General features: G+C 39.6%; 13 protein-coding genes. 10 read left to right on the top strand and 3 right to left on the bottom strand.

Annotated features, from left to right (window positions below; translation table 11 throughout):
- Positions 1-73 precede the first annotated feature (73 nt).
- From IE199_RS14875 to IE199_RS14860, 4 genes are all read left to right on the top strand, one after another.
- Positions 74-1,660, top strand: a complete 1,587-nt coding sequence (locus IE199_RS14875; protein ID WP_189772067.1) for an alkaline phosphatase — start codon at positions 74-76, stop codon at positions 1,658-1,660.
- Between the two features lie 11 nt (positions 1,661-1,671).
- Entirely contained in the window at positions 1,672-3,480 is a 1,809-nt protein-coding gene (locus tag IE199_RS14870) for an alkaline phosphatase family protein (RefSeq protein ID WP_189772065.1), read from the top strand.
- 131 nt (positions 3,481-3,611) lie between these two features.
- Positions 3,612-4,328 (top strand): hypothetical protein, encoded by a 717-nt coding sequence (locus IE199_RS14865; protein WP_189772063.1) that lies wholly within the window; start codon positions 3,612-3,614, stop codon positions 4,326-4,328.
- Positions 4,329-4,693: 365 nt separating this feature from the next.
- The gene (locus IE199_RS14860; protein ID WP_189772061.1) at positions 4,694-6,862 is read left to right on the top strand and encodes a TonB-dependent receptor family protein; all 2,169 of its coding nucleotides are present in this window, start codon (positions 4,694-4,696) and stop codon (positions 6,860-6,862) included.
- A 362-nt stretch (positions 6,863-7,224) separates the two neighbouring features.
- Here IE199_RS14860 and IE199_RS14855 read toward each other — a convergent pair whose 3' ends face one another.
- Positions 7,225-8,196: a siroheme synthase gene (locus IE199_RS14855; protein WP_189772059.1), complete on the bottom strand. Its 972-nt coding sequence runs from the start codon at positions 8,194-8,196 to the stop codon at positions 7,225-7,227.
- A 12-nt stretch (positions 8,197-8,208) separates the two neighbouring features.
- Positions 8,209-8,952, bottom strand: a complete 744-nt coding sequence (locus tag IE199_RS14850) for a substrate-binding periplasmic protein (protein ID WP_189772058.1) — start codon at positions 8,950-8,952, stop codon at positions 8,209-8,211.
- 254 nt (positions 8,953-9,206) lie between these two features.
- Between IE199_RS14850 and prmA the strand changes: the two genes are divergently transcribed.
- From prmA to purD, 6 genes are all read left to right on the top strand, one after another.
- Complete coding sequence (gene prmA, locus IE199_RS14845; protein WP_189772057.1) at positions 9,207-10,091, top strand: 50S ribosomal protein L11 methyltransferase; 885 nt, start codon at positions 9,207-9,209, stop codon at positions 10,089-10,091.
- A gap of 201 nt (positions 10,092-10,292) precedes the next feature.
- Complete coding sequence (gene dusB / locus IE199_RS14840) at positions 10,293-11,258, top strand: tRNA dihydrouridine synthase DusB (protein WP_189772056.1); 966 nt, start codon at positions 10,293-10,295, stop codon at positions 11,256-11,258.
- Positions 11,259-11,275: 17 nt separating this feature from the next.
- On the top strand, positions 11,276-11,563 hold the full coding sequence (fis, locus tag IE199_RS14835; protein ID WP_189772055.1) for a DNA-binding transcriptional regulator Fis: 288 nt from the start codon (positions 11,276-11,278) through the stop codon (positions 11,561-11,563).
- A gap of 161 nt (positions 11,564-11,724) precedes the next feature.
- Complete coding sequence (gene purH / locus IE199_RS14830) at positions 11,725-13,326, top strand: bifunctional phosphoribosylaminoimidazolecarboxamide formyltransferase/IMP cyclohydrolase (RefSeq protein ID WP_189772054.1); 1,602 nt, start codon at positions 11,725-11,727, stop codon at positions 13,324-13,326.
- 216 nt (positions 13,327-13,542) lie between these two features.
- A complete protein-coding gene (locus IE199_RS14825; RefSeq protein ID WP_189772053.1) occupies positions 13,543-14,388 on the top strand; it encodes a class I SAM-dependent methyltransferase in 846 nt (281 codons plus the stop codon).
- Positions 14,389-14,439: 51 nt separating this feature from the next.
- On the top strand, positions 14,440-15,723 hold the full coding sequence (gene purD / locus IE199_RS14820; RefSeq protein ID WP_189772052.1) for a phosphoribosylamine--glycine ligase: 1,284 nt from the start codon (positions 14,440-14,442) through the stop codon (positions 15,721-15,723).
- Positions 15,724-15,774: 51 nt separating this feature from the next.
- On the opposite strand, the gene IE199_RS14815 is transcribed toward purD, so the two are convergent.
- Positions 15,775-16,515 (bottom strand): hypothetical protein, encoded by a 741-nt coding sequence (locus tag IE199_RS14815; RefSeq protein WP_189772051.1) that lies wholly within the window; start codon positions 16,513-16,515, stop codon positions 15,775-15,777.
- Positions 16,516-16,984: the final 469 nt, after the last annotated feature.

Here is a 16,984-nt window from a genome sequence, read left to right as displayed (position 1 = left end):
AATCTTTTGCGAGTGTTCGTACGAAGAATTTTAAAAACAAAAAAACCTTAACTTCTTACCTGAGGAAAGCGACATGAACTCTACACGGGTTTCACTTTCAGTTATTTCTTCTCTTTTGATTGGGTCATCAGCAGTAGCAGATGTTTTACCTAATGTGCAAAAAGAAAGTAGCTGGTATGCAGATGCTAAAACTGCAGTTATCAATAAAACACAACAAACAACCACAACGAAAGCTAAAAACGTGATTTTGTTTGTCGGTGATGGGATGGGTGTTTCAACCTTAACTGCTGCCCGGATATTAGAGGGACAATTGCAAGGTAAATCAGGTGAAGAAGGGTATTTAAGCTTTGAAAAGTTTCCATATTCAGCACAGGTAAAAACCTACAACGTTGATGCACAAACACCGGATTCGGCGGGCACAATGACAGCTATGATGTCAGGTGTTAAAACTGATGCAGGTGTCATCGGTGTTAGCGAAAAAATTGAACGTGGTAACTGTGCAACCGTTGCAGGCAACGAACTTATTACAGCGATCGAAATTGCTGAAATAAAAGGCTTATCAACAGGTGTTGTGTCAACAGCACGAATTACTCATGCGACGCCAGCAGCCACGTATGCAAAATCAGCAGACCGCAACTGGGAAGATGTGTCTGATATGCCATCTACTGCGGTACAACAAGGATGTGAAGATATTGCTTCACAATTAGTTAACTTTGAAAAAAACCTAGAAATGCGTTTTCCAGGTATCAATGTTGATGGCTTAGAAGTCGTCATGGGTGGTGGTCGTCGTCATTTTTTACCGAAAGATGCATCACACAATTCTGCAGACGCTCGTAGTAGCGTTGAAGGCGATCGCACTGACGGCCGTAACTTAACTGCTGAATGGCAAGCAATGTACCCTAATGGTAAGTATGTGATGGATCAAGCCGGCTTTGATGCCATTGACGCCGCTACAACGGAACGAGTATTTGGCTTGTTCAATGAATCACATATGCAATATGAAGCAGACCGCGAAAACGATATTTCTGGTGAACCTTCTTTATCTGAAATGACCGCTAAAGCTATTGATGTACTAGATAATAATGATAAAGGTTATATGTTAGTGATCGAATCTGGTCGTATTGACCACGGTCATCATGCCGGCAGTGCCTACAATGCACTAACCGATACTATTGAATTTGCTAAAGCAGTAAAAGCAGCGGTAGATTCAACAGATCCCGAAGAAACATTAATTTTAGTGACTGCTGATCATAGCCATGTGTTTACCATTGCAGGTTATCCTAAACGTGGAAATCCAATACTAGGCAAAGTTGTTAACATTGGCAAAACCGATCCAGCCATGGCCGCTGATGGTATGCCTTATACAACATTAGGTTACACCAATGGTTTAGGTTTTAGAAATCTACAAACAGAAACTGATGCTGACGCCTCTTATAACGATGCTCCGCTTACCGGAAGACAAGATCTAACAACTGTGAATACTAATACTTCAGGTTATCACCAAGAAGCCATGATCCCAGCAGGTTCAGAAACGCATGCCGGCGAAGATATTTCGTTGCATGCCATGGGGCCAGGTGCACACCTTACTCAAGGTGTTATTGAGCAAAGTGTAGTCTTTCACATTATTAGTAAGTCACTTGGCTTAATTGAAAACCAGTAGGAGCGATAACAATGAAATCTTTAAAATATATCTCTTTATCTCTACTAGTCGCACTTACCGGTTGTAATGGTGATGACGGTAAGGATGGCACCAATGGTGTTGACGGTGCTGATGGTTTTAATAGTTTAGTGAAGCAGTCGTTTGTTCCAGTAGGCAATGCTAATTGTTTGAATTCCGGTATCCGAATTGATTCTGGTGTAGATAGTAATCGCAACGAAACATTAGATGATGGTGAAATTACTGCGACGGAATATGTGTGCTCTGCTATGTCAGGCAGTGTGGCGACAACGGTAAACAATCCTTGGTTTGCTAAAGGCTCACAACGCATGGCGCAAGCAGTGATGAACAGTGACTCTTTGATTAACGAACAAGGAAAGGCAAAAAATGTCATCTTGTTTGTTGGTGATGGTATGGGTATTTCAACGGTAACCGCTGCACGTATTTTAGCTGGCCAAAAAATGGGTAAAATGGGTGAAGAACATAACTTAAGTTTTGATAACTTCCCATTTTCAGGCTTTGCAAAAACCTACAACGTTGATGGTCAAACTCCTGATTCAGCAGGAACTATGACAGCAATGATGTCAGGTGTAAAAACCGATGTTGGTGTTATTGGTGTAGCGGAAGGTATTGAACGCGGTGATTGTGGTTCTGTATCGGGAAATGAGTTAGTTACTGCGTTAGAGCTAGCCGAAATTGCTGGCAAGTCAACTGGAGTTATTTCTACAGCTCGAATTACACATGCTACGCCTGCGGCTACTTATGCCAAATCTGCCGATAGAAATTGGGAAGATATTTCAGATATACCAGCAGATGAGGCGGCAAAAGGTTGTGAAGATATTGCTTCACAATTGGTCAACTTTGAGCAAAACCTCGAAGCACGTTTTACTGGCGTTGATGTAGACGGTATTGAAGTGGTAATGGGCGGTGGTCGTCGCCACTTTTTACCAAAAGATGCAGCGCATAATAGTGCCGATGCTTTAAGTGCCGTAGAAGGTGACCGCACCGATGGTCGTAACCTAACAAACGAATGGAAGACTGCTTACCCTAATGGCCAATACGTAATCGATCAAGCTGGCTTTAATGCGATTAACGCGAATGCAACTGAGCGAGTGTTTGGCTTATTTAACGAGTCGCACATGCAATATGAAGCTGATCGTCAAAATGATGTTGCTGGAGAGCCTAGTCTTAGCCAAATGACAGGTAAGGCGATTGATATCTTAGATAATAACGAAAAAGGCTTCTTCTTGATGGTTGAGTCGGGTCGCATTGACCACGGACATCACGCGGGCAACGCTTATAACGCGCTTGAAGATACTGTTGAGTTTGCAAAAGCCGTTCAGGCGGCAGTTGATGCAACAGATCCTGAAGAAACTTTAATTATCGTAACAGCTGATCATAGTCACGTATTTACTATTGCTGGGTATCCAAAACGTGGTAATCCAATTCTTGGAAAAGTAGTTGGTGTTGGTAGTGATTCACCTTCACTGGCTGCTGATGGTATGCCATATACTACATTGGGATACACTAACGGGTTAGGTTTTAAAGACTTAGGTGAAGAAACAGACGCAGACGAAGGTTATAATCATGGTTTAAATAACGACCGTCAGGATTTAACTAACGTTAATACCCAAGCACCGGGTTTCCATCAGGAGGCCTTAGTGCCAATGGGATCTGAAACACATGCTGGCGAAGACGTTGGCATTTATGCAACCGGCCCTGGCTCCCATTTAGTCAGAGGCACCAATGAGCAAAATATCATTTACCATGTGATTAACTACGCTGCTGGGCTAGAGCAAAAAGCAGCCGCCGCGATACAATAAACTCTATAGGCGCTTAACAACTCTTTTAAATGTTAAGCGCCTTTTCAATTATCTGCGCTTTGTCAATAAAGTGTCATTTTATCTTGGTATAAATGACGTATAAGTTTAATAAAACTCTATAAAAATCAACAATGAAAATACCTTTATTCACTCTGATGTTAAGTGGTGTGCTCTCATTTCACCTGCTAGCTGAGACTTGTAATGTTTCTCCAGAACAATTAATTGCCAAATACCAAATAAAGCAGTTAGATAAGCAAGGCCAATTACAATCAAGTCAGCTTGATTTGTATCGGTATAATCAGGCTGTTGGTCATTATTTTCCAGATCAAACTTATGGTGATTGGTGGAGTAAAAACCAAAATGACCAAGTGATGTTGATGAGATATTTTCCTCGCTATCATAAAGCGATCGAATATCAGGCTGAAGATTTAAAAGATAAAGCACTTAACAGAAAGTCATTCTGGCAAAAGAAACAGCAACTTATTTCAAGTTCTTTGTTGTCGAAAATGCAAGTAGAGCAAGTGACAGGGCATGGTTGTTATCAAGTTGAAATATTAAATTTACGCGAAGATGGTAAAACATATCAAGTCCGTTGGCTGCCGCGCTTACGACTAATTGAAAGGTTTGATGTATTGAAAGGCAGCAAAGTGCAGGCTAGCTGGCTTTTAAAAGAGATCGTCAATGACAAAGCATTGATCAACACCTATGTTGCTAACATTCATCAATACCAAACTACTGATTATGCTGATATTGGTGATAACGAACAGGATCCGTTGCTATCAAAAATGATTTATCAAGGCTTTACAATAAAAACAGATGTCACTTCTGAACACGAACATGAACATTAAGTGATTTGACAAAATACTATAGGAAAGGGCGAAGGGTAATAACTTCGCCTTTTTTATAAGCTTTATGGCAGTGTTAGCCGCTATTGGCTTAACACAGTTAATTTTCTATGCGCCGTGTGCGTGTCTTACTTTATTAATGAGAGTTGTTCGCATTTGGAATTGTGGATAAGTGTTGAAAACTTTTGTCAATCCAATGTTTAGGTCAATAAAAACAAGCCAGCCAGTGTTAATAGGCTAACAGTATGCTTTTTATGGCTGGAATCACTAATGAAAATAGTTTCTATTTGTAACACTATTGTTATGTGTGTTATTCTTGCGCCAATTTAATTTCATACACATTTACCAGTTTAATAAGGTTAATCAAAGTGAATCTTTTATCAGTAAAACCTTCGTATCTAGCGCTTGTTGTTTCTTCTGCCATCGCTTTTAACGCTTCGGCAACCAATAACAAAGAAATTGAGCACATCTCAATTTTTGGTTCAGAGAAAAACGTTAATGTAATCCCTGGTAGTGCTCACGTGCTGTCAGAAAAAGACTTAGAAAAATTCGACTACAGCGACATTATGCGTACGTTAACATCAATACCTGGTGTTTATGTGCTTGAAGAAGATGGTTACGGTTTACGTCCAAATATTGGTATGCGTGGCACAGGTCAAAACCGAAGTGAAAAAGTGACAGTAATGGAAGATGGTGTTCTAGCTGCTCCAGCACCTTACGCTGCACCTTCTGCATACTATTTTCCTACTTCAGGTAGAATGCAATCTATAGAAGTTTTAAAAGGTACTTCAAGTGCGATGTATGGACCTCGTACAACGGGTGGTGTTGTTAACTTCTTATCGCGTCAAATCCCTCAAGAAGATCTAGCCGGAAAATTTAACCTATCACTAGGACAAGACGGCTTCAAAAAAGTACATGCATTTGTTGGTGGTACAGGCGACAACATCAGCTCAGTGGTTGAAGCTTATCGTTATCAAGCTGATGGTTTTAAAGATATTAACCATAGCGACAGAAGCACTGGCTTTATTAAAAATGATGTCATGGCGAAAGTGAAGTGGAATGCGGATTCAACAGCTGACTACTATCAAGAACTTGAAGTTAAAGTAAAGTATGCTGACGAAGTATCTGATGAAACATACATGGGATTAACTGCGGAAGATTACAAGAACAATACTTACACACGTTATTCATCTTCACAGTTAGATGAAATGACAACAGAACACAAGCAATTACAATTAAACCATGTAATTGAATTATCAGAGCGTTTTTCTTTAGGTACTTCTGCTTATTACAACGACTTTTCACGTAACTGGTATAAAACTAGCAAAATTGGTGGCAAGAGTCTTGGTAGTGGCGGTATTGAATTAGCTGCTGATTTTGACAAAAATGCGGCTGCTGGCGAAACCCTTTCTTTTGACGTAAAAGCAAATAACCGTTCATATTTAGCACAAGGTATTCAAACTGTATTAGACGCAGATTTTGATGCTCACCAAGTGAAGTTTGGTGCACGTTACCATGAAGACGAAATGGACCGTTTCCAATGGGTTGATAAATACACTCTAACTAGTAACTATGATGTTGAATTGAATGCTGCTGGTATTCCAGGTACTGATTCAAACCGTATTGATAGTGCCAGATCATTAGCACTATTTGTACATGATCAATTTTCAGTAGGTGGCTTCATTATTAACGCAGGGTTACGTTACGAAGACATCACAGTGGAACGCGATGACTGGGGTAAATCAGATGTTGCACGCACTGGTGAAGCAAAATACAAAAAGAACTCGGTTGACGTAGTTTTACCTTCTGTAGCTTTCACTTACAGTGTAAGTGAAGAGTTTTTAGTGATTGGTGGTGTTCAAAAAGGTTTTGCTCCGCCTGCGCCGGGTAATGAAGATAGTAAAAATGAAGAAAGCATCAACTATGAATTTGGTTTCCGTTACCAAGACCAAGTATTAAACGGTGAAGCTATTCTATTCTTATCAGATTATGACAACATGCACGGTAACTGTACTGCAAGTCAAAACTGCGATGAGAGTAATATTGGCAACCAATACAATGCAGGCGAAGTATCCGTATCAGGTTTAGAAATTAAAGCTGGTTATGAGTTTGCCTTAGGTAGCGTGTTATTGCCTTTAGACTTAAGCTACACCTTTACAGAAACAGAGTTTGAAAATAGCTTTAAATCAGATTTTTGGGGTGATGTAAACTCAGGTGACGAGTTACCTTATGTACCAGAGCAACAATTCCAATTAACGTTTGGTGTAGTAGGGGACAACTGGCGCAGCGATTTACTTGTTCGTTATCTAGGTGAGATGCGCACTGTTGCTGGTCAAGGTGCAATTTCAACTAACGAATCTATTGATAGTCGCACAATTGTAGATTTAGCAGCGAGCTACGATATTGACAATCAACAAACAGTTAAGTTTAGCGTTGATAATCTGTTAGATGAAGAATATATGGCTTCACGTACTCACGGTTCTATTATGGTTGGCAAACCGAGAACTATGACTGTGAGCTACCAATACAGTTTTTAATTGTAAGTTAATCTAAAGCACAAAAACCTGGTACCTAGTTATCAGGTTTTTTTTACTCTACAATCTAAATAAAAATAATTATCATTAGTGTTGACGTTATTGGAATCAATTGCTAGTATAACAACCACTTGATGACAGCCCTTATGCTTTTCTTCCACATAGCCAGGACGACTAGCAAACATCAAGTACATTGCATTGAAGTCAAAATTAGTCAACTGCCCTTTTAGATTAGTTTTGTACTTTTAATGGTTGTTGTACCTGTAGTTTCTGGTACTACTTTCCGGGAGTACGGGCGTGAATTTTGCTCTGTTTGCGTCATCGTATTTTTAGCCCCATTCTCTTTTGAGTGGGGCTTTTTTTATTTATATATTTGTCCCACAGATTAATTCTTTAACTTGAATATTACTTTGAACAAGTGAGGAGTTGTGCGGCAGGGTTGTATGACCTGGTAACAAATAAATCACTTTCTTTCCTGATTCGGCAAGTTCTATGGCATGCTGAAAATTAATCATAATCTCAGACGCTATTTCCTGTGGAAATTTATCGGCATCACGTCGCACATATTCAATAAAATTTGGATTCACTTGTGCATCATAAAAAACAGCATCGGCGAACTGCATTTCTCTATGTGCTGCTAATGTAAGTGTGTCGGGATCACCCATTAATGTATGGATAAAAACAATTTCTCCCTGAGGTGGAGGAATTTCATCTTTTAATGATTGAATTAATTGTTGCTCGGCAATTTCTATATCACCAGATAAAACCTGTTGCCCAATTGGCCCTCTGAGAATGTTTTCCCAAAAGGTTCTTCTATTTCTGATTGTTTTAACCCTAGCTTTGACATGGTCTCGAAATTTAAAGCTAAAATCAGCAAGTTTGCCATAACCATCGGGCAAGGTTTTTTCAACTTGCTCTCGTAACATCCTAACGAGTAACGGCGCTTTTCCTGAGCTAGACATAGCTATAATCATAGGATCCCTATCGATAATACTAGGGGTAATCCAGCTACAAAGCTCTGGCTGATCAACAACGTTGACTAAAATATTATGTTGCTCTGCTTCCTGTGCAACAGCTTTATTAACACTTTCATCGTCAGTAGCTGCAATGACTAAATTAAAATCGGTTAAATGTCCTGACTGGTAATTAAAAGACAGCCATTTCAAGTCATTTTCACTAATTAGACGCTCAACACTATTACAGCAGTGTTCACTCAGTACGCTAATGCGACATTTGGCTTTTAACAATAATTCAATTTTGCGGGCTGCTACTTCTCCGCCGCCTATAACTAGCGCGTGAATACGATCAGCTGTCAGAAAGATAGGAAAATACTTCATTGAGTCGAAACTTTACAATTGCCACTTTTCCAAGATTTTATCATAACGTCCATCTGCTTTTATTTTTTCTAAGCTTATTTTTACTTTATTAACGAGTGAGGGGTCTGTTGTGTTACTGGCTGCTAAGTACATTTGAGAATCAAAGTCTTTAACTTTTAAAACTAATGCTATTTCAGAAGGATTTATACCGGCCTTTTCAACTTGAGGCGCCCAAATGATATGGTTAGTAAATGTCATATCAGTATGACCATTTAATAAATTATGCCATAGCGCACTATAAGTTGGGCTGGCGTACATATTTTTGTTATTAATAAAACCTAGTTTTTTTAAGTAAGTTTCTGCTAAAGCATCTCTTGTCACACCTATTTTGAACTTTTTAGCATCTTCGATAGAAGCAATAGAGATATTTTTATTAGACAAAGCTGCTAAATAAGCTTGGATTGTATAAACATGCCCAACCCATTGAAATAACTGTTCTCTATCTTTGCTTCTGAGCATTGAAAAAATAAAGGTATTTTCCGTGTTTTGTGCGATGTTATACGCGCGAGCCCAAGGTAAAATGACAATAGAAGCGTCAAGTTGTAGATCATCAATGATCAAATTAATTAATTCTATCATCGCACCAGTAGGCTCTGAACCTGGTGTATTGATTTGTAAAGGGGGCAAATCCTCTGTGACAAAGGTTATGTGTTGAGCATTGCTGGCTAAGGTTACAAAAAGCAATAAGCTACACATTAATAATTGCTTTACTTTCATAAGTTCCCTTTTTGCTATAACTGACTAAATATTGTACTGCCATTTGGAAAATAGCAATTTTTTAATCAGATTGTTCAAATTAAAAGGTATATAAAGTTACTGAACTATATGACTAAAAGATGACAATGCTGATGTGAAGGCTCATATATAGTGGCAACTTTTAGCGCTAATCAAAAATTAGTAGATGAATTAACGATGAGTTTTTTCTAAGAACAATGATAAAATACCGCCAACATTAATGAATGAGCAATACTATGCCTTGGATTCAGCTAAGATTAAGTGCAAACGAAGAAACAGCAGAAAAGTACAGTGACTGGTTAATGGCTTGTGGAGCACAGGCCGTTACTTTTATCGATGCCAAAGACACACCGATATATGAACCATTACCTGGTGATGAAATCACTTATTGGAGCAATACTGTTGTCATGGGTTTGTATGACGCATCTCATGATATGGACAAAGCGATTAGCTATCTGCAAGGCATTCATCCTGAAGGCAAAAACCTTAAATATAAGCTTGAGCAGTTAGAAGACAAAGATTGGGAGCGGGAGTGGATGGATAATTTCCACCCTATGAAGTTTGGTGAACGGTTATGGATTTGCCCAAGCTGGCGAGAAGCTCCAGAACCTAATGCGGTTAATGTTATGTTGGATCCTGGCTTAGCCTTTGGCACAGGTACTCATCCAACAACAGCACTATGTTTAACATGGCTTGACAGCTTGGATTTAAGTGGAAAAACTGTGGTGGATTTTGGCTGTGGCTCGGGTATTTTATCTCTTGCAGCGTTAAAGCTTGGCGCGGAAAAAGTCATAGGCATTGATATTGACCCTCAAGCACTACAAGCAAGTTTAGAGAATGCAAAACGAAATGGTGTAGAGGACAGACTCGAACTTTTTCTACCAAAAGACCAACCAACATTAAAAGCAGACGTAGTTGTTGCAAATATATTAGCGGGTCCTTTGCGAGAATTAGCACCGACGATTATAGAATTTGTTGCCGATAATGGATTATTAGCATTATCTGGTGTGCTCGAAAATCAAGCAAATGATCTGCAAAATCTGTACGGACAATGGTGTAATATGTCTCCCATTGCTGTTCAAGACGAATGGGTAAGGCTCTCTGGTCAAAAAAGGCCATAACGCTGTGGCTAATATTTAGCTGACTTGTGTGCAGAATATAGTATCTTTTCGAACAAAATCTGCACACACCAACAGTTTGCAAAATGTCAATATCAAAATGTTGAAAAAAACCAACATTTGTTCAATTTCTATGCTTTTCAATCGAAAAAAAAACGCGTAAACTTAGCGCCCTTTTGAAAGGTAGCTCAAAAAAGCATCAGTGTGAAAATCGGTTCATATCAGTTAAACAGTCAAACAATGCTAGCGCCAATGGCGGGTATTACTGATCAACCAATGAGACAATTATGTTGTCGAATGGGAGCAGGTTTGGCAGTTTCCGAAATGGTTTTGGCTAATCCAAAAGTTTGGAATACTGAAAAGTCGAAACGCAGATTAGTACACAATGCAGATGCTGGTATTCGCTCAGTGCAAATTGCTGGGTGTGAACCACAAGAGTTGGCCTTTGCTGCAAAAGTTAATGTTGATAATGGTGCACAAATAATCGATATCAACATGGGCTGCCCAGCGAAAAAAGTAAACAAAAAATTGGCAGGCTCAGCGTTATTAAAAGATCCTCGCTTAGTAGAACAGATTGTAAATGCTGTTGTCGAAGCGGTGGCTGTTCCCGTAACGTTAAAAATTCGTACCGGTTGGTGTGAAGATACAAAAAATGCTGTCGACATTGCTCAAATTGCTGAGCAAGCTGGTATTCAATCACTTGTAGTGCATGGCCGTACGCGCAATGATTTCTATAAAGGCGATGCAGAATACGACACCATCAAATCGGTAAAAGAGTCTGTTAGTATCCCTGTGGTGGCTAATGGTGACATTACATCGGCTCAAAAAGCTAAGTATGTACTCGATTACACCGGAGCTGATGCCATTATGGTTGGCCGAGGCGCTCAAGGGCGTCCATGGATATTTCGAGAAATAAACCATTTTCTTGAAACTGGCCAGCTGTTGGAAGCACCTTCATTAGAAGAAGTGCGCTCAATAGTTGTTGAGCATGTAAAGGAATTACATAAGTTTTATGGTGAGTTTATGGGTGTAAGGTTCGCACGTAAGCACACATCTTGGTATACGCAAACGCTAAACCAAGGAAAAGAATTTCGTTCTATATTTAATGCGCTCGAAACGCCAAATGAGCAAATTGACGCATTAAATAAGTATTTTGATCATTTAAATTAACTAAGAGTCTGAACTATATGTTTGAACAAAATATTTCATCTCCATTTGTTACAGGTAACGTACAAACACAAACTGAAGCTTCGCCGTTACGCACTCAAGCTAAAATTGCAATCAGCAACTATTTATCTCAATTAAACGGTAACGACGTTGATGATATGTATGAGTTGGTACTTTCTGAAATCGAAGCTCCTATGTTAGAAGAAGTGATGAAGTATACTCGTGGCAACCAAACTCGCGCGGCTAACCTTTTAGGTATCAACCGTGGCACACTTCGCAAGAAGTTGAAAAAATACGGTATGAACTAATACTGCGCAGGTTTAACCTGCTTCAAAAAAGCACCTTAGGGTGCTTTTTTACTTATAAAAGACGTAAACTGACCAAAAGGTCAAAAATTAACGGATAATTCGCCAAGGACATGTGTCAAAGGCCAGACAAGACAAATTAATCAAAGGTAACTGAAACGACAATGGATACCCCACGCCCAATTAAACGTGCACTTTTAAGTGTTTCTGATAAAACTGGTATTGTAGAGTTTGCTCGTAACTTAGCACAGAAAGGTGTTGATATTCTATCAACTGGCGGTACAGCTAAATTACTTGCTGACAATGGCATTCAAGTGACAGAAGTGTCTGATCACACAGGTCATCCTGAAATTATGGACGGCCGAGTTAAAACTCTTCACCCAAAAATTCATGGCGGTATTTTAGCACGCCGTGGTACAGATGAAGGCGTAATGGCTGACAACAACATTGATGCAATCGATATGGTTGTTGTTAACTTGTACCCATTTGCAAATACAGTTGCTCAAGAAGGTTGTTCTTTAGAAGATGCAATCGAAAACATCGATATTGGTGGTCCAACTATGGTGCGCGCAGCAGCGAAAAACCATAAAGACGTAACAATTATTGTAAATGCTAGTGATTATGATCGTGTATTAGCTGAAATGGACGCTAATGCTGATTCATTAACATATGCCACACGTTTTGACTTGGCTATCGCTGCCTATGAGCACACAGCAGCGTACGACGGAATGATTGCAAACTACTTTGGTCAAATGTTATCTGCCCACGGTGCAGAAACTAAAGAAGTTAACTTCGACGAGAAAAACAAATTCCCGCGTACTTTTAATAGCCAGTTTATTAAGAAACAAGACTTACGTTACGGTGAAAATTCACACCAAGCAGCGGCATTCTATGTTGAAGCACAGCCAGAAGAAGCGTCAGTTGCTACTGCCACTCAGTTGCAGGGTAAAGAATTGTCATATAACAACATTGCTGATACCGATGCGGCGTTAGAGTGTGTTAAAGAGTTCGATGAACCAGCGTGTGTAATCGTTAAACATGCAAACCCTTGTGGCGTAGCTATTGCTGATAATATCTTAGCAGCATATGAATGTGCGTTTAAAACAGATCCAACGTCTGCATTTGGCGGCATTATTGCTTTCAACCGCGAATTAGATGCAGATACAGCTGAAGCGATTGTGTCTCGTCAATTTGTTGAAGTGATTATTGCGCCTTCAGTCAGTGAAGCAGCTGCTCAAATAGTAGCAGCCAAACCAAACGTTCGTTTATTAGAATGTGGCCAGTGGGAAACACAGACAACTGGTTTTGATTATAAACGTGTAAACGGTGGTTTATTGGTACAGGACAGAGATCAAGGTCGAGTAACTAACGATCAATTGAAAGTTGTTACTAAGCGTCAGCCTACTGAAGAAGAGCTACGTGACTTAAGTTTCTGTTGGAAAGTTGCGAAATTTGTTAAATCAAACGCAATTGTTTATGTAAAAAACAATATGACTATTGGTGTTGGTGCTGGCCAAATGAGCCGTGTTTATTCTGCTAAAGTTGCTGGTATTAAAGCGGCAGATGAAAACCTAGAAGTTAAAGGTTCAGTGATGGCTTCTGATGCATTCTTCCCATTCCGCGATGGTATTGATGCGGCAGCTGAAGCAGGTATTACCGCTGTTATTCAGCCAGGCGGCTCAATGCGTGATGAAGAAGTTATTGCAGCGGCAGACGAGCACGGTATGGCGATGGTATTTACCGGTATGCGTCACTTCCGCCACTAATATCTTTAGAGTGCTTAGCTATTATAGAGCAAAGCACTAGGATATTCGTTGAGTTAAATAGTTTGGTTATAACTATGTAACGCAACTTTAACGCTAGTGGATTTCCACTAGCGTTTTTTAATAAAAAATAATCTTACATAAATGAACTAAGTTAGCGCTGATATCGTTCTTATATTTTGCTATAACATACACAGTTCAACTTTATGGAAGAAAATCATGAAAAAAATAAGAAACAAAATCATTAGTGCAGTCATCGCTTCGGCCTCTATCACCGGTTTGAGCGCATGTATTCCTGATAACAACAGCGATACGACACAAGTACAATCACAAGCCAGCTCTGTGTTGATGTCTGCGGTTAATAGTGCGCACAGAAGTGCTGAAAACAAAGCACGCGATCAGTATCGCAACCCTGTTGAGACATTAGAGTTTTTTGGTTTCAAACCTGATATGACGGTTGTTGAAATTACCCCAGGTGGTGGTTGGTATACTGAAATTCTTGCACCAGCGGTAAAAGGTAAAGGCAAACTTTACGGTGCACATTATGCTGATTCAGGTGATGACAGCTACTACAGCCGTTCGCGCCGTGGTTTAGAAAAAATGTTAGCCAGTAACGCTATTTTTAATGAAGTTGAATTAACAGACTTCGATCCTAAAGCGGGTAGTGAATTGGCGCCAGCTGGTACGGCTGATTTAGTATTGACCTTTAGAAACCTACATAACTGGGGTGAAGAAGGCATGCAGCAAGTATTTAAAGACGCTTATAAAGCATTGAAAAAAGGTGGCGTATTAGGTGTTGTTGAACATCGTATGCCGGCTTCACAATCTTGGTCTGAAAATAAGAGCAGTGGATATGTACCGCAAGATCTAGCTGTAAAATATGCTGAAGCAGCTGGCTTTAAACTGGCTGCGTCCAGTGAAGTCAATGCTAACGCAAAAGATACAGCAAATCATCCTAAAGGCGTTTGGACATTGCCACCACGCTTAGCATTAGGTGATCAAGATAAAGAAAAATATTTAGCGATTGGTGAAAGCGATCGCATGACTTTAAAATTTGTAAAATAGTAAACCGCTGCTAGCCTCAGGCTAGCAGCTTATACAATCAGGACTTATATAATGAAGGTATTAGTAATTGGTAGTGGTGGTCGTGAACATGCTTTGGCATGGAAAGCAGCACAGGCTGAGCAAGTAGAAAAAGTATTTGTGGCACCTGGTAATGCAGGAACAGCCACTGAAGATAAACTTGAAAATGTTGCTATTTCTGTTTCAGAAATTGATGCACTAGTAGAATTTGCAAAAACCAATGAGATCACTTTAACTATCGTTGGTCCTGAACAGCCACTGGTTGATGGTGTTGTTGATGCATTCCAAAAGGAAGGTTTAAACATTTTTGGTCCGTCAGCTAAAGCGGCGCAATTAGAAGGCTCAAAAGCATTTACTAAAGACTTTTTAGCACGTCACGACATTCCAACAGCAGCTTACGCTAATTTTACTGAAATTGAACCTGCTCTAGCGTATGTACGAGAGCAAGGTGCGCCTATTGTTGTTAAAGCAGACGGCTTAGCGGCTGGTAAAGGTGTAATAGTTGCTATGACATTACCTGAAGCTGAAGATGCGATCAAAGATATGTTAGCGGGTAATGCTTTTGGTGATGCTGGTCACCGTGTGGTTATCGAAGAATTCTTAGAAGGTGAAGAAGCTAGCTTTATTGTTATGGTTGACGGAAAAAATATTCTTCCGTTTGCAACTAGCCAAGACCACAAGCGTGCATACGATGGTGATCAAGGACCTAACACTGGTGGTATGGGGGCATATTCTCCTGCGCCTGTGGTAACACCTGAAATTCATGACCGCATTATGAACGAAGTGATAATCCCAACAGTTGAAGGTATGGCAAAGGAAGAAGCACCTTATACGGGCTTTTTGTACGCAGGTTTAATGATTGCAGCTGATGGTACACCAAAAGTAATTGAATATAACTGTCGTTTTGGTGATCCTGAAACACAACCAATTATGATGCGTTTAAAATCAAACATAGTTGAACTGTGCTTAGCGGCATGCGACGGTAAGCTAGACACTCAAACTATTACATTTGACGAGCGCGCAGCAGTGGGTGTAGTACTTGCTGCTGGTGGTTACCCTGGTAGTTATGCTAAAGGTGATGTGATTTCTGGTCTTGATGTTAATACTGAAAGTGATAGAAAAACATTCCATGCGGGTACAGCGTTAAAAGACGGCAACGTTGTTACTGCTGGTGGTCGAGTATTATGCTCAACAGCATTAGGCGAGTCGGTAACGGCTGCTCAAAAATCAGCGTATGAACTGCTACATCAAATTTCTTGGGACGGTGTTGAGTTTAGAACGGATATTGCTTACCGAGCGATTGCGCGTGAAAGTTAAATATTGAAGCTAAAAAAAGGGAGCAGGTGCTCCCTTTTTTAACTGATTAAATTAATTGTTCTTTGCTAACTGCTCTTTCGAAACTCCAGCTTCAAGCGCCGCATTTATAGCATCTTCTTCTTTCATTCCGGCCGCTACGGCACCAGCAACAATTTTTTGCACATGTTTCTGCTCAAGTTGTTTAATAGTTTCAGATACTAATCTGCTATTTTCTTCTGGTGTGATGTTCATTGCACTTTTTATAAAGGCGGCAACCTGCTCAGGCATAACATCAATAGCACTTGTTAAAATAGCTACAAGTTTATCAGGGAAAGATTCCATAGTTTTATCAACAACTGATTCTGACAATAAAGGTTCGGTTGTTATCGCTATTCTTAGAATATTTTCAAGATCACCTGGAAGTTTGGTTGCTGCAACACTTACTAATTCTTGTGCATAGGCCGGTTCCGCTTCTATAGCTAAAGCTACTAGCTCTTCTACTGGTGCAACGTTTGCTTCTAACATAACATCTAGCACTTCACACACTAACACCGGTTCAGCATCCATCGCCGCAATCATAATTTCTTTATATTGATCTGGATATCTGTCTAGCGCAACACTTAAAAACAGCTCTGCTTTTTCTGGATATCGTGTGATTAGTGATTTGACACTACTTGCAACGGGTATTTGTTGTTTTACTTGTTGGCTAATTAACTTGGCGGCCAACTTTTCCTGTCGTTCTTTAGCAAAATCCTTTGCAATAACACCTGTACTTAAACCGCAAAGTATCAACAAAACAATTAATCTATTCATTGTTTGCTCTCTAACTTATGCTAAATCAAGACAACCTGACGTGATTTAGTCGTTCTTATTATTATATTGGCCACTCACTATAGGTTAAAAATGACTGATTATCTCCTGTGTATTTATACATAAAATGACCAGTCCTTTGTTTGTTTAGTTTATAAATAATACGTAAAGTTCAATTTGTGACCGAATAAACGTTTTTTTCAAAAAAACACTTGCACCTTTTTCAGAGATCTCTACAATGCGCATCCACTTCCCAAGGGCAACCTGAGAAGCAGTTAAGATATTTATTTTTACTGGCTTACAGCAAAAATAAGCAACACAAAAATTTAATCAAAAAGTTAAATAAAAAGTGTTGACATCAAAACTGAGATGCGTAAAATGCGCATCCTCGCTTGAGGCAACGGCCACAAGCAACATTGATAAGCGAATGTGACTTATCAATTTATTTGAAAGAATAAGTTCTTTAACAATT

This window comes from Thalassotalea marina (genome assembly GCF_014656435.1).
GTDB lineage: Bacteria > Pseudomonadota > Gammaproteobacteria > Enterobacterales > Alteromonadaceae > Thalassotalea_C > Thalassotalea_C marina.
The sequence above is the reverse complement of the archived record's forward strand: the minus strand, read 5'-3'. Positions and strand labels throughout refer to the sequence as shown.